The organism is Streptomyces sp. NPDC008125 (assembly GCF_042957125.1).
Lineage (GTDB): Bacteria > Actinomycetota > Actinomycetes > Streptomycetales > Streptomycetaceae > Streptomyces.
Genome location: NZ_JBIBHR010000019.1, coordinates 127,185 through 144,124 on the forward strand (window position 1 = coordinate 127,185; position 16,940 = coordinate 144,124).

Consider the following 16,940-nt stretch of genomic DNA (forward strand, 5'->3'; position numbering starts at 1 on the left):
GCGCCCCTGGGTCTCTCGTCCGGATCGGTCAGAAGGGGAACCGCGTGCGGCCCCGCTGGATCGAGATCCACTTCTGGGTGGTGAAGGAGTCGATCGTCGACTCGCCGTTGAGGCGGCCGAGACCCGAGTTCTTCACGCCGCCGAACGGGACGATGGGCTCGTCGTTCACGGTGCCGTCGTTGATGTGGATCATGCCGGTGTGGATGCGCCGGCCGACGCGCACTCCGCGCTCGATGTCCCCGGTGTGCACGGCGCCGCTCAGGCCGTACGGGGTGTCGTTGGCGATCCGGACGGCCTCGTCCTCGCCGTCGAAGGGCACGATCAGCGCGACCGGGCCGAAGATCTCCTGCTGGAGCACGGGCGAGTCCGCGGAGAGGCCGGTGAGCACGGACGGGCCGACCAGGTTGCCGTCCGTGGTGCCCCGCAGCAGCGCGGTGGCCCCGCCGGCGACGGTCTGCTCGACCAGCTTGGTGATGGCCTCGGCCTGCGTGGAGTTGATCAGCGGGCCGATCTGGGTGGCCGGGTCGGCCGGGTCGCCGACGGTCAGGGAGGCGACCTTGGCGACGAATTTCTCGGTGAACTCGGCCTCGACGGAACGGTCGACCAGGATGCGGTTGGCGGCCATGCAGACCTGGCCCTGGTGGACGAAGCGGCTGAAGACCGCGGCGTCGACGGCGTAGTCGATGTCGGCATCGTCCAGGACGATGAGCGCGCTGTTGCCGCCGAGCTCCAGGACGACCCGCTTGAGGTGGGCGGCGCCGACGGTCGCCACGTGGCGGCCGACCTTGTCCGAGCCGGTGAAGGAGATCACCTGCGGGACCGGGTGCTCCAGCAGGGCGTCGCCGATCTCGGCGATGTCGGTGACGACGACGTTCAGCAGGCCGGCGGGGAGACCCGCGTCCTCGAAGATCTTGGCGATGAGCGTGCCGCCGACGATCGGGGTGTTCTGGTGGGGCTTCAGGACGACCGCGTTGCCGAGGGCGAGCGCCGGGGCGACCGACTTCAGGGAGAGCAGGAAGGGGAAGTTGAACGGGCTGATGACGCCCACCACGCCGACCGGCTCGCGGTAGACGCGGTTTTCCTTGCCCTCGACCGGCGAGGGCAGCAGCTGGCCGGTGGGGCGCAGCGCGATCTGGACGGACTCGCGGAGGAACTCCTTGGCGAGGTGCAGCTCGAAGGCCGCCTTGAGGCGGGTGCCGCCGAGCTCGGCGACGATCGCGTCGCCGATCTCGGGCTCGCGCTCCTCCACGATCCGCAGCGCCTTCTCCAGGACCCCGCGCCGGGTGTACGCGTTGGTCTCGGCCCACGTCCGCTGGGCACGCTCGGCGGCGCGGTATGCCTGGTCCACCTCTTCGGCCGTGGCGACCGGGATGGAAGCGAGCTTCTCCCCGTCGAACGGGTTGAAGTCGATGATGTCCCAGGAGCCCTTGCCGGGCCGCCACTCGCCGTCGATGTACTGGTGGGCCAGGTCAGTGAAGAAGGACATGAGATCCCTTACCGCAGAGTGGGCGGGTGACTGAACGGGACTCATATTACTTACGCCGTCGTGGAGTTGAAGCGACGGACCGGCCAGGGGCGGGCCTCGACCGGGCAACGCGTGTGCGACCTCGCCTCCGCGGTCGATCACCCGCCGGGCGACCGTGTTCCCGCGGCCGATCACCCCGGACGACCGTGCCCCCCGCGGTCGATCACCCCGGACGACCGTGCCCCCCGCGGTCGATCACCGCGGGGGGCACAGAAGTTGCTCGGACGCGTCTTCGGACTGCCGTCGTTCGGCCTGAGGCCGCCCGGCAGCCGCGGTTCGACGACGCGCGGGAGGGCCGGGAGCGGCCGGCCGGATCAACTCCAGCTGGCGTGGAGGGGCTTGCCCTCGGCGTATCCCGCGGCGCTCTGCACACCCACGACCGCCTTCTCGGCGAACTCCTCCAGGGAGGCGGCACCGGCGTAGGTGCAGGACGAACGGACACCCGCGATGATCGAGTCGATCAGGTCTTCGACACCGGGGCGCGACGGGTCGAGGAACATCCGCGAGGTGGAGATGCCCTCCTCGAAGAGCGCCTTGCGGGCGCGGTCGTAGGCCGACTCGTCGGACGTGCGGTTCTTCACCGCGCGGGCCGAGGCCATCCCGAACGACTCCTTGTAGGAGCGGCCGTCGGCCGACTGCTGGAGGTCTCCGGGCGACTCGTGCGTACCGGCGAACCAGGAGCCGATCATCACGTTGGACGCGCCGGCGGCGAGGGCCATGGCCACGTCGCGCGGGTGGCGGACGCCGCCGTCCGCCCAGACGTGCTTGCCGTACTTCTTCGCCTCGGCGGCGCACTCCAGCACCGCGGAGAACTGCGGGCGGCCCACGCCGGTCATCATCCGCGTGGTGCACATGGCGCCGGGACCGACGCCGACCTTGATGATGTCCGCGCCCGCCTCGACGAGATCGCGCACGCCCTCGGCTGCGACGATGTTGCCCGCGACGATCGGGACCTTCGGGTCCAGGGCGCGGACCGCGCGGACCGCGTTGATCATGGATTCCTGGTGGCCGTGGGCGGTGTCCACGACGAGGGCGTCCGCACCGGCGTCCAGGAGCTGCTTGGCCTTGCCGGCCGCGTCCCCGTTGATGCCGACGGCGGCAGCGATGCGCAGCTTGCCGTCGGCGTCGGTGGCGGGGGTGTACAGGGTGGCGCGGAGTGCGGCCTTGCGGGTGAGGATGCCGACGAGCCTGCCCTCCGCGTCGACGGCGGGGGCGAGCTTGCGGTTGGCCGTGTCGAGCCGGTTGAAGGCCTCACGGGGGTCGATGTCCGCGTCCAGCACGACCAGGTCCTTGGACATGACCTCGGAGAGCTGCGTGAAGCGGTCCACACCGGTCAGATCGTGGTCGGTGACGACGCCGACCGGCTTGCCGTCCTCGTCCACCACGACGCCGGCGCCGTGGGCGCGCTTGGGCAGCAGCGAGAGGGCGTCCGCGACGGTCTGGCCGGGGGCCAGCACGATCGGGGTGTCCAGGACGAGGTGGCGCGTCTTGACCCAGGAGATGACCTCGGTGACGACCTCGATGGGGATGTCCTGCGGGATGACGACGAGGCCGCCGCGACGGGCGACGGTCTCGGCCATCCTCCGGCCCGCGATGGCGGTCATGTTGGCCACCACCAGCGGGATGGTCGTCCCGGTGCCGTCGGGCGAGGAAAGATCCACTCCTTGGCGCGATCCGACCGCCGAACGCCCCGGAACCATGAAGACATCGTCGTACGTGAGGTCGTACGGGACGGAGGGGGTGTCTGAGTAGCGGCCGGTGCCAGGTTCGAGAAAACGCATGACACCCATGCTTCCACGGGAATCGTCGCAGGTCGCCCCGGAAAAGGCACAGCAATGGCCACCGGCACTCGTAGATTCCTCCAAGAGCCCACGGCGGTGGTGCCCGGGAGCATACCCCGACCGGCGGAACCTACCCCGATCCGATGACGCGTACACACCATGCCCGACTAATCGAACTTAATTCGAATAGATGGCGATCTCCCAGGCTGGACCAGGTGACAAGCAGTCAGGTAGTTTCACCATCCGCAGGTCTTGGGGGCACCCGGGGGCACGAGAGGAAACGTGCAGGGCCGCCCGTCACGCGAATGACCGGAGAGGACCCCGATCCGCCCGTGGAAAGTGAACTGCCGGACATTTACTGCCCGTTCCCCCAGCGCACGAATCCGCATGTCGGGCACGTCCGAAAGCACCTCGACAGCTGGACGCGCAGCACCGGGCTGGTGCACCGCGAGTCCGCGCGCGAGCGATTCGAACAAGCCGACTTCGCCGCGTTCGTCGGCATGGTCCACCCCACGGCGGACGCCGATCAGCTGGCCCTGGTGGCCGACTGGTTCGTCTGGCTCTTCCTCGTCGACGACCAGCTCGACGACGGCCATCTCGGCCGCGACCCGGAGCGGGTACGGGACGTCGTGGCCAGGATGCGCGCCGTCGTGGACGGCACGGCCCCGGATCCGGAACCGGGCGAGGAACTCCCCAGGGCCGTCGTGGCCCTGGCCGACCTGTGGGAGCGCACGACTCCGGGCGTGGCCCCGCACTGGCGCACCCGCTTCGCCTTCCACCTGGTGGCGTACCTCACCACGGCCACCACCTGGGAGGCCGGAAACCGTGCGGACGACGTGGTCCCGTCCGAGGAGACGTACGTGGCCAAGCGGCGTCACACCGGGGCGATCCACGTCTGCATGGACCTCATAGAGATCGTCGCCGGTATCGAGGCGCCCGAGTCGATCCACAACGACCCCCGGTTCATCACCGCGCTCGAAGCCTCGTGCAACGTGGTCTGCTGGGCCAACGACGTCTACTCCTACGAGAAGGAGCAGGTGCTCGGCGAGATCCACAACCTCGTCCACCTCGTCCGCCACCACCGCGGGCTCGGCGAGCAGGAGGCACTCGACCTGGTCGCCGACCGCATAGCCACGGAGACGGAGCGGTTCCTGACGGCGGAGGACGAACTCCTCGAGCTGCACCCGCAGCTGTCCAGGCTGCTCGTTCCCTACCTGGACGGCATGCGCAGCTGGATGCGCGGCAACCTCGACTGGTCCCGGCAGACGCCCCGGTACAACCCCGCCGACGTCAGCCAGTACGAGGAGCCCGGGCAGTACCTGGAGGAAGCCGTGCTCGGCATCGCGGCCGAGCACGTGGGTCACGCCCGCGGCTGAGGACTTCCGGCTCCCGCACGGCAGGAGACCGGCACCCCGTCGCGGGGTGCCGGCCTCCTGCCGTGTACGGAACTCCGTCAGCGGCCGTCCGGGTCGGCCCGCTCCAGGGCGGGCCGGATTCCGGCGGCGGACTCGGTCAGCAGGTACTCGGCGGCTGCCGTGTCCGTCACCAGGCTGGTCACCAGGCCGGAGCGGAGCACCGCGCCGATCGCCGCCGCCTTGCGCTGGCCGCCCGCGATGGCGACGACCTCGGGGATGCGGCGCAGCCGGTCGGCCTCCACGGTGATGCAGCGCTCGCCCAGGTCACGGCCGACCCGGCGCCCTTCGGCGTCGAAGAGGTGGGCGGACATCTCGGCCGCGACGCCGAGGGAGGCGTAGTGGGAGCGCTCGTCGTCCGACAGCATGTCGTGGACGGTGGAGATGCCCGGCTCCCAGGAGCCGATGGAGACCGCGGCGACGGTGACCTTGTCGAAGTAGTCGAAGGCGCGCGCGATCCCCGTCTGGTTGCGGAGTGCCGCCGCGGTGGCCGGGTCCGGCAGCAGCATCGGAGCGTAGATGGGGTGCGCCTCGCCGCCGGAGACCTGCGCGGCCCTGCGGACCGCTTCCACGGACCCGCGCTCGGCCGTGCCCGCGTCGTAGACGCCGGTCAGCTGGACCACCGTGCACGGCGGCAGCTGGTCGAGCGCCGCCGCCATGTGAATGGTGGACCGGCCCCAGGCCAGACCGAGGACATCGCCCTCGGTCACCAGCTCGCCGAGCAGATCGGCCGCGACCTCGCCCAGGTTCTCCGGGTCGGGGGCGTCGTCCTGCTCCTCCGCCGGAGATTCCACGACGACCGCGTGGCGCAGCCCGTACCGGGACCGCAGCGCGTCGGAACGCTCCGCGTCCAGCTCGGCCGGCACCCGGATCTCGATGCGTACGAGATCACGCTCGAGGGCCGTCTCCAGGACCCGGGCCACCTTGAAGCGGCTGACGCCGAACTCCTCGGCGATCTGGATCTTGGACTTGCCCTCCAGATAGAACCGTCGAGCCATGGCCGCCGCCTGCACGAGCTCCGCGGGGCCCATCCGCATGGCTGACCGACCCGCCGAGATGCCAGACACCGCGATCTCCTCACTGCTGTTCACATGCCCGCTACGCCGTCATCCTGTCAGATCCGGCGCACTTGAACGGCCGCGTCGGGCCGCGTTCATCTGCCCTTGGTTCAGTGGCCGCATGCCCAGGGCGCTGCGGCCGTCGCCGCCTCCGCCTTCGCCCGCAGCGCGCGCACCGCCCCGGCCGGGTCGGACGCTCCGTACACCGCCGAACCCGCGACGAAGACGTCGGCGCCCGCCTCGGCACAGCGCTCGATGGTCTCCTCGGAGACCCCGCCGTCGATCTGCAGCCACAGGTCGAGCCCGTGCCTGGAGATCAGGTCCCGGGTGCGGCGGATCTTCGGCAGCATGATGTCGAGGAACGCCTGCCCGCCGAAGCCCGGTTCCACCGTCATGATGAGCAGCATGTCGAGCTCGGGGAGCAGGTCCTCGTACGGCTCGATGGGCGTCGCCGGCTTGAGCGCCATCGACGCCCGGGCGCCCTTGGCCCGGATCTCCCGCGCCAGCCGGACCGGGGCCGCCGCCGCCTCCACGTGGAAGGTGACGGAGCCGGCACCCGCCTCGACGTAACTCGGCGCCCAGCGGTCCGGGTTCTCGATCATGAGGTGGCAGTCGAGCGGGGTGTCGGTGGCCCGGCTCAGCGACTCCACGATGGGCACACCGAGGGTCAGGTTGGGCACGAAGTGGTTGTCCATCACGTCGACGTGGAGCCAGTCGGCGCCCTGAACCGCCTTCGCCTCATCGGCGAGGCGGGCGAAGTCGGCGGAGAGGATGCTGGGGTTGATCTGGGCCATGCCCCAAGCCTGCCATGCTCCGGACCGCTTCCCCGCCACGGGGAGCCCCAAAGCCTCACGGGCTGGTCACGGTTCGGGCAACGCGCGCCGCCCGGGTCCCGCTGACCGGTCGGCCGACCGGTCAGCCCGTACGCCGCAGCAGCGCGAGGTACATCGCGTCGGTGCCGTGCAGATGGGGCCAGAGCTGCACGTCGGGGCCGTCGCCCAGGGCGGGGACGCCCGGCATCAGGGGGCGGGCGTCCACCCACTCCGCCTCGACCGGGTCGCCGCCGCGCCCCTTCAGGACGTCCTCCACCACGGTCCGGGTCTCGGCGAGGTGGGGCGAGCAGGTCGCGTAACCGACGATCCCGCCGACCCGTACCGCCTTCAGCGCCTCGCGCAGCAGGCCGCGCTGGAGCGGGGCGAAGCTCTCCAGGTCCTCGGGCCGGCGGCGCCAGCGCGCCTCGGGGCGTCGACGCAGCGCGCCCAGACCGGAGCACGGCACGTCCATGAGGATGCGGTCGAAGCTGCCGGGCCGCCACGGCGGGCGGGTGCCGTCGGCGGTGATCACCTGGTACGGGCCGGGGTTGCCGGCCAGGGCACGCTCCACCAGCCGGGCGCGGTGGGGCTGCTTCTCGGCGGCGAGCAGGGCGGCACCCCGGCCCGCGGCGAGCGCGGCCAGCAGCGCGGCCTTGCCGCCGGGACCGGCGCAGCCGTCGAGCCAGCGGCTGTCGTCACCCTCCAGCGGGGCGTTGGCGAGGGCGGCGGCGACGAGCTGGCTGCCCTCGTCCTGCACACCGGCCCGGCCGTCGCGTACGGCGGCCAGCGCACCGGGCTCGCCGCCCTCGGCCATGCGTACGGCGTAGGGCGACCAGCGGCCGGGGAGCGACTGCTCCTCGCCCAGGGCTTCGACGAGCTCACCGGTGGTGGACCGGCCGGGGCGGGCCACCAGGGTCACCTCGGGGCGCTCGTTGTCGGCTTCGAGGAGGTCCTCGATACCGGCCCGGCCGCCGCCGAGGGAGTCCCACAGCGCGGAGACCACCCAGCGCGGGTGCGAGTGGACCACGGCGAGGTGCGCCTCGGCGTCCTCGTCGAAGGGCGGCGCGACCTGGTCGAGCCAGGCGTCCAGGTCCTTCGCGGTGACCTTGCGCAGCACCGCGTTGACGAACTTGGCACGCCCCTCCCCCAGCACCACGCGCGCCAGCTCGACGCTGGCGGAGACGGCGGCGTGAGTGGGAATGCGCGTGCCGAGCAGTTGGTGCACGCCCATGTTGAGGACGTCGAGCACCGGCGGGTCGACCTCGCGCAGCGGCCGGTCGATGCAGGCCGCCACGATCGCGTCGTACGTACCCTGCCGGCGGAGCGTCCCGTAGACCAGCTCCGTCGCCAGCGCCGCGTCGCGGCCGTCGAAGTCGCCCTTGGCGCGGGCCTTCTTCAGCAGCGGGGGCAGCACGAGGTTGGCGTAGGCGTCCCGCTCGTCGACGGCCCGCAGGGCCTCGAAGGCCAGGAACCGCACCGGGTCCTTCTTGGGGCGGCGGTGGGGCTGGGCGGGACGGCGACGAGGCTGGTCGTTCACGTGAAAGGTGCTCCGCTGATGGTGAGGGGGCGAACCCGCCCAGCCTACGTCGCCTCCGGCCCGGTGACGGAACCGCGGAGCTACTGTCCGAGCAGCTCACCGGGGACGATGCGGACACCGCGCGCCCAGTCTGCCCCCCGCATGGGCTTCTTGCCCTGGGGCTGGACCCAGAGCAGTTCGACGGCGTGCGAACCGGTGCCCACGTACACGTTCTTCTTGGTGGCCGAGATCTCGCCCGGGGCGAGGTCGTGGCGGTCGGTCACCGGGGTGGCCTGGACGAGCTTGAGGCGCTCGCCGCGGAAGAGCGTCCAGGCGCCGGGGGCGGGGGTGCAGCCGCGCACGATCCGGTCGACCCGCAGGGCGGGCGCCGACCACTGCACCTGGGCGTCCTCGACGGTGATCTTCGGCGCGAGAGTGACCCCGTCGGCCGGCTGGGGCACCGCGTGCAGGGTGCCGTCCTCGATGCCGTCCATCGTCGCGACGAGCAGGCCGGATCCGGCGAAGGCGAGCCGGGTCAGCAGGTCGCCGCTGGTGTCCGTCGGGCGGACCTCCTCGGTGAGGACCCCGTAGACGGGTCCCGAGTCGAGGCCCTCCTCGATGAGGAAGGTCGAGGCGCCGGTGACCTCGTCCCCCGCCATCACGGAGTGCTGCACGGGGGCGGCGCCGCGCCAGGCGGGGAGCAGGGAGAAGTGCAGGTTGACCCAGCCCCGGGCGGGGATGTCCAGGGCTGTCTTCGGCAGCAGAGCGCCGTAGGCGACGACCGGGCAGCAGTCCGGGGCGATCTCCCGCAGCCGGGCCAGGAAGTCCTCGTCGCGCGGGCGGGCAGGCTTGAGGACCTCGATCCCGGCCTCCTCGGCGCGCTCGGCCACCGGGCTGGCGACCAGCCGCCGTCCCCGGCCCGCCGGTGCGTCGGGACGCGTGACCACGGCGGCCACCTCGTGGCGGCCGGAGGCGATCAGAGCGTCCAGGGCGGGGACTGCTACCTCGGGGGTGCCTGCGAAGACGAGCTTCATGGGTGGCTGACTGCCTCTCGGGCGGGCTTGGGGTGACGAGCGACGCACCAGTCTAAGGCCGTGTCCCCACAGTGCCGTCGTGCGGCCGGAGGCCGGGCCGGGCGGCGTCCGGTGCGGGCGATCGCAAGGCGGAGGATCGTCGCCGTACGGGATCTAGGAGCGATTGCGGCAACGCGGCGAGCGTGCGTGCCGGGCGTCGTCCGGCAGACGGCCCGTCGAAGACGCGGCCCGGGGCCTTCACCAGGCCGCGCCCAGAGGGGGCGCACCGGCGAGCGGCCCTGCGAAGACACGGCCCGGGGCCTTCGCCCGGCCGCGCCCAGAGGGGGCGCACACGCGGCGTACGCCCGGCGCACATGCGGAAACGGCTGGAGAGCGTGACCACAAGGGCGGGTCGGGCGTTGGTCAAAGGAGATTGACCGAAGCGAGTCGCCGCGCTGCGGCGGCCCGATCCCTTTCAACGCCGGTTCGAGAGGCTTCTTCATGGCCGACCACGCAACGCACGACGCCCAAGCGCGGGCCAGTCTGCATCTCCTGGTGCGGGACATCGAGCGGGTCAGGCGGCAGGTGGACGCGCTGCGCACCCTCACCGCGCAGCTGGGCAACGTCTACCGTCCGCGCCGCTCGGGGCCGTCCGCGGGCTTCGTGGTCTACGGACGGGCCCCGGCCCCCACGGTCCGTCTGGCCCAGGAGTTGCGGGACAGCGTCGAGACGCTCGTCACCGCGGCGGTCGACTTCGACCGCTCGCTGGGATTCTCCTGGGACGCGGTGGGTTCGGCCCTGGGCGTCACCAAGCAGGCGGTGCACCGCCGTTACGGCGCGCGCCGAACGACTCCGCAGCCCGGCGGGGAGACCGCCGAGGCCACGGCCGGGCGCTCCGCGCCGGTCACCGCCGAACCGGGGATGCCGCCCGGCGCTGGTGCCCCGGTACCGTCCGTGCCCGCGGCCCGGTCGATGCCCCCGCAGCCCTCGCAGGGCGCCCCGCTGCGCGGGGAGATGCGGCCGGGCGTCTTCCCCGGCCCGCGCAACGGCTGACGGAACGCGGCTGACGGAAACGCCGCTGACGGAACGCGGCTGACGGAACGGATCGGGAGCAGCCGGCCCCGCGACGGAGGGACCGCCCCCGACGCACCACCGACCCTGCCCGCCCGGCCTCAGCCGATGTCGGGCGGGTCGATCCTGATGCGTACGGGCTCCGCACCGCCCCGGGCGGTCCGCGCGGCCTGAGCGGCCTTCAGCGCGGCGGCGAGTGCGGCGCCGCGTCCGGGGACCACGCGGATCAGCAGCCGCTCCCAGGTCTCGCCCGGCGGTGCGTCCCCGGCCCGGCGCGATCGGCCGGGGCCGGCGGAGGGCACCGGTACGGGCCCGAGGATCTCGGCCTCAGGCGGCAGACTCGCGCTCTCCAGGAACGCGGTGAGCGCCCCGGGCGTGCCCGTGACCGAGGCCATCCGGGATACGGGCGGAAAGCCGAGTTCGGCGCGCTCGGCCAGCTCCCGGCGCGCGAACCCGGCGGGGTCCCAGCGCACCAGCGCCTGGACGGGGCCGAGCGTCGGCTCGGCCACGACGACCACGGTGCCGCCCTCCTCCTGGCCCCGGACCAGTGAGGCGGCGGCGATCCAGCGGCGCAGCGCCTCCTCGCCCGCTCGGAGGTCGGGCCGGCCGAGCATGGCCCAGCCGTCGAGGAGCAGCGCCGCGGCGTAGCCGCCCTGGGCGACGGGTTCGGCGCCGGGTGTGCTCACCACGAGGGCGGGTTCGCCCGGTACCTCGTCCAGGATGTGGTCGCGCCCCGAGGTGCGGACCGGCACCTTGGGGAAGGCGCGGCCGAGTTCGTCCGCGGTCCGCCGGGCCCCGACGATCTGCGCGCGCAGCCGGGTGGCCCCGCACGTGGCGCAGTGCCAGGCGTGCTCGGGTCGCCCGCACCAGGCGCAGTCGAGTTCCCGCTCGTCCTGGGCCTGGAGCGGTCCGGCGCAGTGCCGGCAGCGGGCCGGGGTGCGGCAGCGCTCGCAGGCGAGCCGGGGGGCGTACCCCCGGCGCGGAACCTGCACGAGGACCGGGCCGTCGCGCAGTCCGTCGCGTGCGGTCTGCCACGCCAGGCTGGGAAGCCGGGCGGTGCGCGCGGCGCCGTCCCGGGCGAGCTGCTCGTCGCCGATGGTGCGGATCATCGGGGCGGCGCGGCGTACGTGGTCGCGGGTCGCGGTCAGCGGCAGGGCCCAGCCGGTCTCGACCAGCTGTGCGGCCTCCACCGTGCAGCCGGTGGCGCCGAGGAGGAATCCGCACCGCGCGTGGGCGGCCCGGAGTTCCAGCACCTCCCGGACGTGGGGGAAGGGCGCGTTGTCGTCGCTGTGACTGGAGTCGCCGTCGTCCCAGATCACGACGAGGCCCAGGTCCGCGACGGGTGCGAACATCGCGGCCCGTGTCCCGACCACCGCCCGCACCGAGCCGCGCCGGACGGCGAGCCACTGGCGGTAGCGCTTCTCCGGGCCCGACTCCGCGGTGAGCAGGGCGTGCAGGCCCGGCCCGAGCAGCGCGGTCAGCGCGGCGTCGACCCGTCCGGCCGTCCGTCCGTCGGGGACCACGACGAGCGCGCCGCGTCCCGAGGAGAGGGTGGCCGCGACGGCCCGGGCGATCTCGTGCGGCCACTGCGGGCCGGGCAGGGCGGTCCACACGGCCCGGGGCGCGCCGCCGTCGGCGAGCGCACGCAGGAACCCGGGCCCCTGGGCGTACCGCTCCCAGCTGCCCGGCTCGGGGGGCGGGGGCGGGGGCAGCGGCTGGGGCGAGGGCTTGCTCTCGGCACGGCCGTTGCGCGGCGGAACCGCGAGTTGCAGCACGTCGGCGAGACTGCCCGCGTACCGGTCGGCGACCGCGCGCGCCAGCCCGAGCAGCTCCGGCGAGAGGACCGGCTCCGGGGAGACGACGTAGGCGAGCGCGGCCAGCGTGCCCTGGTAGTCCGACTCCGCCCGCCGCTCGACGAGGAACCCGTCGATCAGCCCGCCGCCCTCGCGCCGGCCGCCCCGGACCTGGCGCCCGCCGGCGCCGAACCGCACCCGCACCCGGACGCCGGGCTGCGCGTCGGCGTCGAGCTCCTCGGGCACCGCGTAGTCGAAGTACTGGTCGAGGTGGAGCACGCCCTTGTTCACCAGGACCCGGGCGACCGGCAGTTCGGCGGCGAGCGGCGCGCCGCGCCAGGTACGCGGCTTGGCGCGCGGCACCTTCGCCCGGCGCACGGTCTCCCGGATGAGGGCAAGCTGCTCCGGCATGCCGTCCCCGGGCTCGTCCGCCCGCCCGTCCTCGCTGCTCACAGCCACATTCCTACCAGAGGGGTCCGACAGTCACGGCACACGGCGACGGCCGGGGCCCGGACACCGTGGTGACGGTGTCCGGGCCCCGGCCGTACGTACGCCTGCGGGCCCTCGTGCGGACCGGCGCGGTCAGAGACCGGCGGCGGCGCGCAGCGCGTCCACCCGGTCGGTGCGCTCCCAGGTGAAGTCGGGGAGCTCGCGGCCGAAGTGGCCGTACGCCGCCGTCTGGGCGTAGATCGGGCGGAGCAGGTTCAGGTCGCGGATGATCGCGGCCGGGCGGAGGTCGAAGACCTCGCCGATGGCGTGCTCGATCCTGTCGGTGTCGACCGCGGCGGTGCCGAAGGTCTCGACGAACAGACCGACCGGCTCGGCCTTGCCGATCGCGTACGCGACCTGCACCTCGCAGCGGGCGGCGAGTCCGGCGGCGACGACGTTCTTGGCCACCCAGCGCATGGCGTACGCGGCCGAACGGTCGACCTTCGACGGGTCCTTGCCCGAGAAGGCGCCGCCACCGTGGCGGGCCATGCCGCCGTAGGTGTCGATGATGATCTTGCGGCCGGTGAGGCCGGCGTCGCCCATCGGGCCGCCGATCTCGAAGCGGCCCGTCGGGTTCACCAGGAGGCGGTAGCCCTCGGTGTCGAGCTTGATGCCGTCCTCGATGAGCTGCGCCAGCACGTGCTCCACGACGAACTCGCGGATGTCGGGGGCGAGCAGCGAGTCGAGGTCGATGTCCGAGGCGTGCTGCGAGGACACCACCACCGTGTCGAGGCGGACGGCCTTGTCACCGTCGTACTCGATGGTGACCTGCGTCTTGCCGTCGGGGCGCAGGTAGGGAATGGTGCCGTTCTTGCGGACGTCGGAGAGCCGGCGGGAGAGCCGGTGCGCCAGGTAGATCGGGAGGGGCATCAGCTCGGGCGTCTCGTCGCAGGCGTACCCGAACATCAGGCCCTGGTCGCCGGCGCCCTGCTTGTCGAGCTCGTCGTCCTCGACGGCAGCCGCACCCAGCACCCGCTTCTCGTACGCGGTGTCGACGCCCTGGGCGATGTCCGGGGACTGCGCTCCGATGGACACCGAAACGCCGCAGGAGGCGCCGTCGAAGCCCTTCTTGGAGGAGTCGTAGCCGATCTCCAGGATCTTGTTGCGCACGAGGTTGGGGATGTCGGCGTAGGCCTTGGTCGTGACCTCACCCGCGACATGCACCAGACCAGTGGTGATCAAGGTCTCGACGGCGACGCGCGAGGTGGGGTCCTCGCGCAGGAGCGCGTCGAGAATCGTGTCGCTGATCTGGTCAGCGATCTTGTCGGGGTGACCCTCGGTGACGGATTCCGAGGTGAAGAGACGGCGGGACACATCGCTCCCTGGGGTTGCAGCGGCTGCTGGCTGATCATGGGTGGACGGTCGGGAGCTGCGCCCGGCACGTTCCGCGACCAGTTTATCGGTCGCTTCCGACGGTTGGGCCACGCGTCTCGCCCCTTGGGAGCTCTGTGACGTGCGGCACTGACGAATTCGGGGGGTCGGGCCCTCCTGCGGAAGCACTCTGGAGCCCTATTTTCTCCTCCGCCCCGGCCGCGGGTGCGGCGGGGGTGAATCTACCCCGGGAACCGTGCGGCTACCAGATCCCACACGGTGTCGGCGAGAACCTCCTTGGGCCCGTGCGGCACGGTGGTCTCTCCTCCCTCCGCAGCCAGGACCACCGCTTCGTTGTCCTGGGAACCGAAGGTCTTGCGCTCCCCCACCTCGTTGACGACGAGGAGGTCACACCCCTTGCGGCGAAGCTTTTCCCGCCCGTTGGCGAGCACGTCGTCGGTCTCGGCGGCGAATCCCACGACCACCTGTCCGGGTGCGGTCCGATCGGTGGAGAGCTCGGCGAGGATGTCCGGATTCCGCAGGAGCTCAATGACCGGATCCGCTTGGTCGTCGCGCTTCTTGATCTTGCCCGTGGCGTAGGTGGCGGGCCGGAAGTCGGCGACGGCGGCGGCCATCACCACCGCGTCCGCGTCGGCGGACGCCTTCAGCACGGCCTCCCGCAGCTGGACCGCGGTTCCCACGTGGACCACGTCGGCGCCGGCCGGGTCGGGCAGAGCGGTGTTCGCCTCGATCAGCGTGACCCGGGCGCCGCGGGCGACGGCCGTGCGGGCGAGGGCGTATCCCTGCTTGCCGGAGGATCGGTTGCCCAGGTAACGGACGGGGTCGAGCGGCTCGCGGGTGCCTCCGGCGCTGACCACCACGTGGCGTCCCGCGAGATCGGGCGCCGCGACGCCCCGCGCCAGCACCCGGCGGCAGACCTCGAAGATCTCGGCGGGGTCCGGGAGCCGCCCCTTGCCGGTGTCCACGCCGGTGAGCCGGCCGACCGCGGGCTCGACCACCACGGCGCCCCGGCGCCGGAGGGTGGCGACGTTCTCCTGGGTGGCGGGGTGCTCCCACATCTCGGTGTGCATCGCGGGCGCGAACACGACCGGACAGCGGGCCGTGAGCAGGGTGTTGGTGAGCAGGTCGTCGGCGAGCCCGTGGGCCGCCCTGGCGAGCATGTCGGCGGTGGCCGGGGCGACCACGACGAGGTCGGCGGCCTGTCCGGTGCGCACGTGGGGCACCTCGTGGACGTCGTTCCAGACCTCGGTGGAGACCGGGTGTCCGGAGAGCGCGGACCAGGTCGCGGCGCCGACGAAGTGCAGCGAGGCCGCGGTGGGCACCACGGTCACGTCGTGCCCGGACTCGGTCAGCCGGCGGAGCAGCTCGCACGCCTTGTACGCGGCGATGCCTCCGCTGACCCCCAGAACGACCTTCGGCTTCTCCACTGCGTCTCCCCGCACTCGGCTCGGTGTCCTTCCATGCTGCCCCACCGGCGCGGGCCGGTGTCCGGCGGGCCGGTTCTCCGCCCGCACGCGGACACACCCCGGGCCCGGCGGATGATCCGCCGGGCCCGGGGTGAAGGTGCGTTCTTCCCGCCTGCGGCAGGAGGTGCGGCTGCTTACTGCGCGGGGCCCTCGATGGCCTCGGAGGTCAGCAGGCCGGCGTTGATCTCGCGGAGCGCGATCGACAGCGGCTTCTCGTGCACGTGGGTGTCGACGAGCGGACCGACGTACTCGAGGAGGCCTTCACCGAGCTGCGAGTAGTACGCGTTGATCTGGCGCGCGCGCTTGGCGGCGTAGATCACGAGGCTGTACTTCGAGTCGGTGGCTTCGAGGAGCTCATCAATCGGCGGGTTGATGATGCCCTCGGGCGTGGTGATGGAAGAGGACACTCTCTGCCTTCCGAAGGGGGTGTAGATCAAAGAGATCTTTGATGCTGCGGCTGCCGGCCGGAGGTGATCCGTGGGGTGCGGCTGACACTCGGCGTCGGCCGTGAGGCCGTTCGCGTCGCTTGCTCAGTCGCTCGTGGCACGGTGGTCGGAAGCCTGAAGCATCAAGGCTAGCAGCTCGCGTGCCACGTCCTCGACGGAGGTGTTGACGAGGGTGGTGTCGAACTCGGCCTCGGCGGCCAGTTCGACCCGGGCGGCGGCGAGCCTGCGCTCGATCACCTCGGGCGGCTCGGTGCCCCGGCCGGTGAGCCGGCGGACCAGTTCGTCCCAGCTCGGCGGGGCCAGGAAGACGAGCCGCGCGTCGGACATCGACTCGCGGACCAGCCGTGCGCCCTGGAGGTCGATCTCCAGCAGCACCGGCTCGCCGTTCTCCAGGCGGTCGAGGACCGCCCGGCGGGGGGTGCCGTAGCGGTTGCCCGCGAACTCCGCCCATTCGAGCAGCTCGCCGTTGGCGATCAGCTTGTCGAACTCCTGGTCGTCCACGAAGAAGTAGTGGACGCCGTTGCTCTCACCGGGCCGCGGCTTGCGGGTCGTCGCCGACACCGAGAGCCAGACTTCGGGGTGGACCTTGCGCATATGCGCGACGACCGTGCTCTTGCCGACCCCGGAGGGGCCGGAGAGCACGGTCAGCCGCGGACGTACGTCCGGGGGTACGGGGGACGTCCCCCGGGATGAAGCAGCCATGCAGCGATTATCCAGGTTCTCAGGGGTGCCCGAGAACGTCAGGCGGCTGTGCCGCCGAACTCTCGCTCCAGGGATGCGATCTGATTGGAGCCGAGACCCCGGACCCTACGGCTCTCGGAGATCCCGAGACGCTCCATGATCTGCTTGGCGCGGACCTTGCCCACGCCCGGCAGGGACTCAAGAAGTGCGGAGACCTTCATCTTGCCGATGACGTCGTTCTCCCGGCCCTGCTTGATGACCTCGTGGAGCGAGGCGCCGGAGTGCTTGAGTCGATTCTTGACCTCGGCCCGCTCCCGGCGAGCCGCGGCGGCCTTTTCGAGCGCGGCAGCGCGCTGTTCAGGGGTAAGGGGCGGAAGAGCCACGCCTACGTCACCTCGGATGTCGATCTGTCGGATACGGACCGGTGAGGAACCTGTCGCCCCACACCTGGTGAGCCACGAACAACGGCATGAACAACAACCTGTGCTCGTTGGCTCTCGACGGAGACTAGCGGCCAACCGCTCCGGAGTCAGCGAGAACGAACG

General features: G+C 72.2%; 14 protein-coding genes. 2 read left to right on the top strand and 12 right to left on the bottom strand.

Translation table 11 applies throughout. The features are described 5' to 3' along the window. Nucleotides 1-28: 28 nt before the first annotated feature. Both ACFZAX_RS28110 and ACFZAX_RS28115 read right to left on the bottom strand, forming a co-directional pair. Entirely contained in the window at nt 29-1,486 is a 1,458-nt protein-coding gene (locus tag ACFZAX_RS28110) for an aldehyde dehydrogenase family protein (RefSeq protein WP_390965079.1), read from the bottom strand. A gap of 353 nt (nt 1,487-1,839) precedes the next feature. Further along, nucleotides 1,840-3,306 carry a GuaB1 family IMP dehydrogenase-related protein gene (locus tag ACFZAX_RS28115; RefSeq protein WP_390965080.1) on the bottom strand — a complete coding sequence of 489 codons (1,467 nt, stop codon included), beginning with the start codon at nt 3,304-3,306 and terminating at the stop codon, nt 1,840-1,842. Nucleotides 3,307-3,638: 332 nt separating this feature from the next. Between ACFZAX_RS28115 and ACFZAX_RS28120 the strand changes: the two genes are divergently transcribed. Continuing rightward, on the top strand, nt 3,639-4,682 hold the full coding sequence (locus tag ACFZAX_RS28120) for a terpene cyclase (RefSeq protein WP_390965081.1): 1,044 nt from the start codon (nt 3,639-3,641) through the stop codon (nt 4,680-4,682). Between the two features lie 77 nt (nt 4,683-4,759). Here the strand turns inward: ACFZAX_RS28120 and ACFZAX_RS28125 are convergent, their stop codons facing one another. From ACFZAX_RS28125 to fmt, 4 genes are all read right to left on the bottom strand, one after another. Then, nucleotides 4,760-5,755, bottom strand: coding sequence for a sugar-binding domain-containing protein (locus ACFZAX_RS28125; RefSeq protein WP_390965108.1), 996 nt, complete (start codon nt 5,753-5,755; stop codon nt 4,760-4,762). A 131-nt stretch (nt 5,756-5,886) separates the two neighbouring features. After that, on the bottom strand, nt 5,887-6,570 hold the full coding sequence (gene rpe, locus ACFZAX_RS28130; RefSeq protein ID WP_390965082.1) for a ribulose-phosphate 3-epimerase: 684 nt from the start codon (nt 6,568-6,570) through the stop codon (nt 5,887-5,889). Nucleotides 6,571-6,691: 121 nt separating this feature from the next. Further along, nucleotides 6,692-8,125: a transcription antitermination factor NusB gene (locus tag ACFZAX_RS28135; RefSeq protein ID WP_390965083.1), complete on the bottom strand. Its 1,434-nt coding sequence runs from the start codon at nt 8,123-8,125 to the stop codon at nt 6,692-6,694. An 80-nt stretch (nt 8,126-8,205) separates the two neighbouring features. Then, complete coding sequence (gene fmt, locus ACFZAX_RS28140) at nt 8,206-9,138, bottom strand: methionyl-tRNA formyltransferase (RefSeq protein WP_390965084.1); 933 nt, start codon at nt 9,136-9,138, stop codon at nt 8,206-8,208. Between the two features lie 480 nt (nt 9,139-9,618). Here fmt and ACFZAX_RS28145 point away from each other — a divergent pair, with 480 nt between their 5' ends. Further along, a complete protein-coding gene (locus ACFZAX_RS28145; RefSeq protein ID WP_390965085.1) occupies nt 9,619-10,170 on the top strand; it encodes a hypothetical protein in 552 nt (183 codons plus the stop codon). A 119-nt stretch (nt 10,171-10,289) separates the two neighbouring features. Here the strand turns inward: ACFZAX_RS28145 and ACFZAX_RS28150 are convergent, their stop codons facing one another. The 6 genes from ACFZAX_RS28150 to ACFZAX_RS28175 form a co-directional block, all read right to left on the bottom strand. Continuing rightward, nucleotides 10,290-12,392 (bottom strand): primosomal protein N', encoded by a 2,103-nt coding sequence (locus ACFZAX_RS28150; protein WP_390965109.1) that lies wholly within the window; start codon nt 12,390-12,392, stop codon nt 10,290-10,292. Nucleotides 12,393-12,563: 171 nt separating this feature from the next. After that, nucleotides 12,564-13,784, bottom strand: a complete 1,221-nt coding sequence (metK, locus tag ACFZAX_RS28155; protein WP_390965086.1) for a methionine adenosyltransferase — start codon at nt 13,782-13,784, stop codon at nt 12,564-12,566. A 239-nt stretch (nt 13,785-14,023) separates the two neighbouring features. Continuing rightward, nucleotides 14,024-15,229, bottom strand: coding sequence for a bifunctional phosphopantothenoylcysteine decarboxylase/phosphopantothenate--cysteine ligase CoaBC (gene coaBC, locus ACFZAX_RS28160; protein ID WP_390965087.1), 1,206 nt, complete (start codon nt 15,227-15,229; stop codon nt 14,024-14,026). Nucleotides 15,230-15,402: 173 nt separating this feature from the next. Next, nucleotides 15,403-15,675 carry a DNA-directed RNA polymerase subunit omega gene (gene rpoZ / locus ACFZAX_RS28165; RefSeq protein ID WP_003970369.1) on the bottom strand — a complete coding sequence of 91 codons (273 nt, stop codon included), beginning with the start codon at nt 15,673-15,675 and terminating at the stop codon, nt 15,403-15,405. 123 nt (nt 15,676-15,798) lie between these two features. Next, nucleotides 15,799-16,416, bottom strand: coding sequence for a guanylate kinase (gmk, locus tag ACFZAX_RS28170; RefSeq protein ID WP_390965088.1), 618 nt, complete (start codon nt 16,414-16,416; stop codon nt 15,799-15,801). Between the two features lie 38 nt (nt 16,417-16,454). Then, entirely contained in the window at nt 16,455-16,778 is a 324-nt protein-coding gene (locus ACFZAX_RS28175; RefSeq protein ID WP_327174683.1) for an integration host factor, read from the bottom strand. Nucleotides 16,779-16,940: the final 162 nt, after the last annotated feature.

Bases quoted from the DNA above. Each gene is read 5' to 3' on its own strand.
- ACFZAX_RS28110 (WP_390965079.1), bottom strand. From the start codon at position 1,486: ATGTCCTTCTTCACTGACCTGGCCCACCAGTACATCGACGGCGAGTGG.
- ACFZAX_RS28115 (WP_390965080.1), bottom strand. From the start codon at position 3,306: ATGCGTTTTCTCGAACCTGGCACCGGCCGCTACTCAGACACCCCCTCC.
- ACFZAX_RS28125 (WP_390965108.1), bottom strand. From the start codon at position 5,755: ATGCGGATGGGCCCCGCGGAGCTCGTGCAGGCGGCGGCCATGGCTCGA.
- rpe (WP_390965082.1), bottom strand. From the start codon at position 6,570: ATGGCCCAGATCAACCCCAGCATCCTCTCCGCCGACTTCGCCCGCCTC.
- fmt (WP_390965084.1), bottom strand. From the start codon at position 9,138: ATGAAGCTCGTCTTCGCAGGCACCCCCGAGGTAGCAGTCCCCGCCCTG.
- ACFZAX_RS28145 (WP_390965085.1), top strand. From the start codon at position 9,619: ATGGCCGACCACGCAACGCACGACGCCCAAGCGCGGGCCAGTCTGCAT.
- ACFZAX_RS28150 (WP_390965109.1), bottom strand. From the start codon at position 12,392: ATGCCGGAGCAGCTTGCCCTCATCCGGGAGACCGTGCGCCGGGCGAAG.
- gmk (WP_390965088.1), bottom strand. From the start codon at position 16,416: ATGGCTGCTTCATCCCGGGGGACGTCCCCCGTACCCCCGGACGTACGT.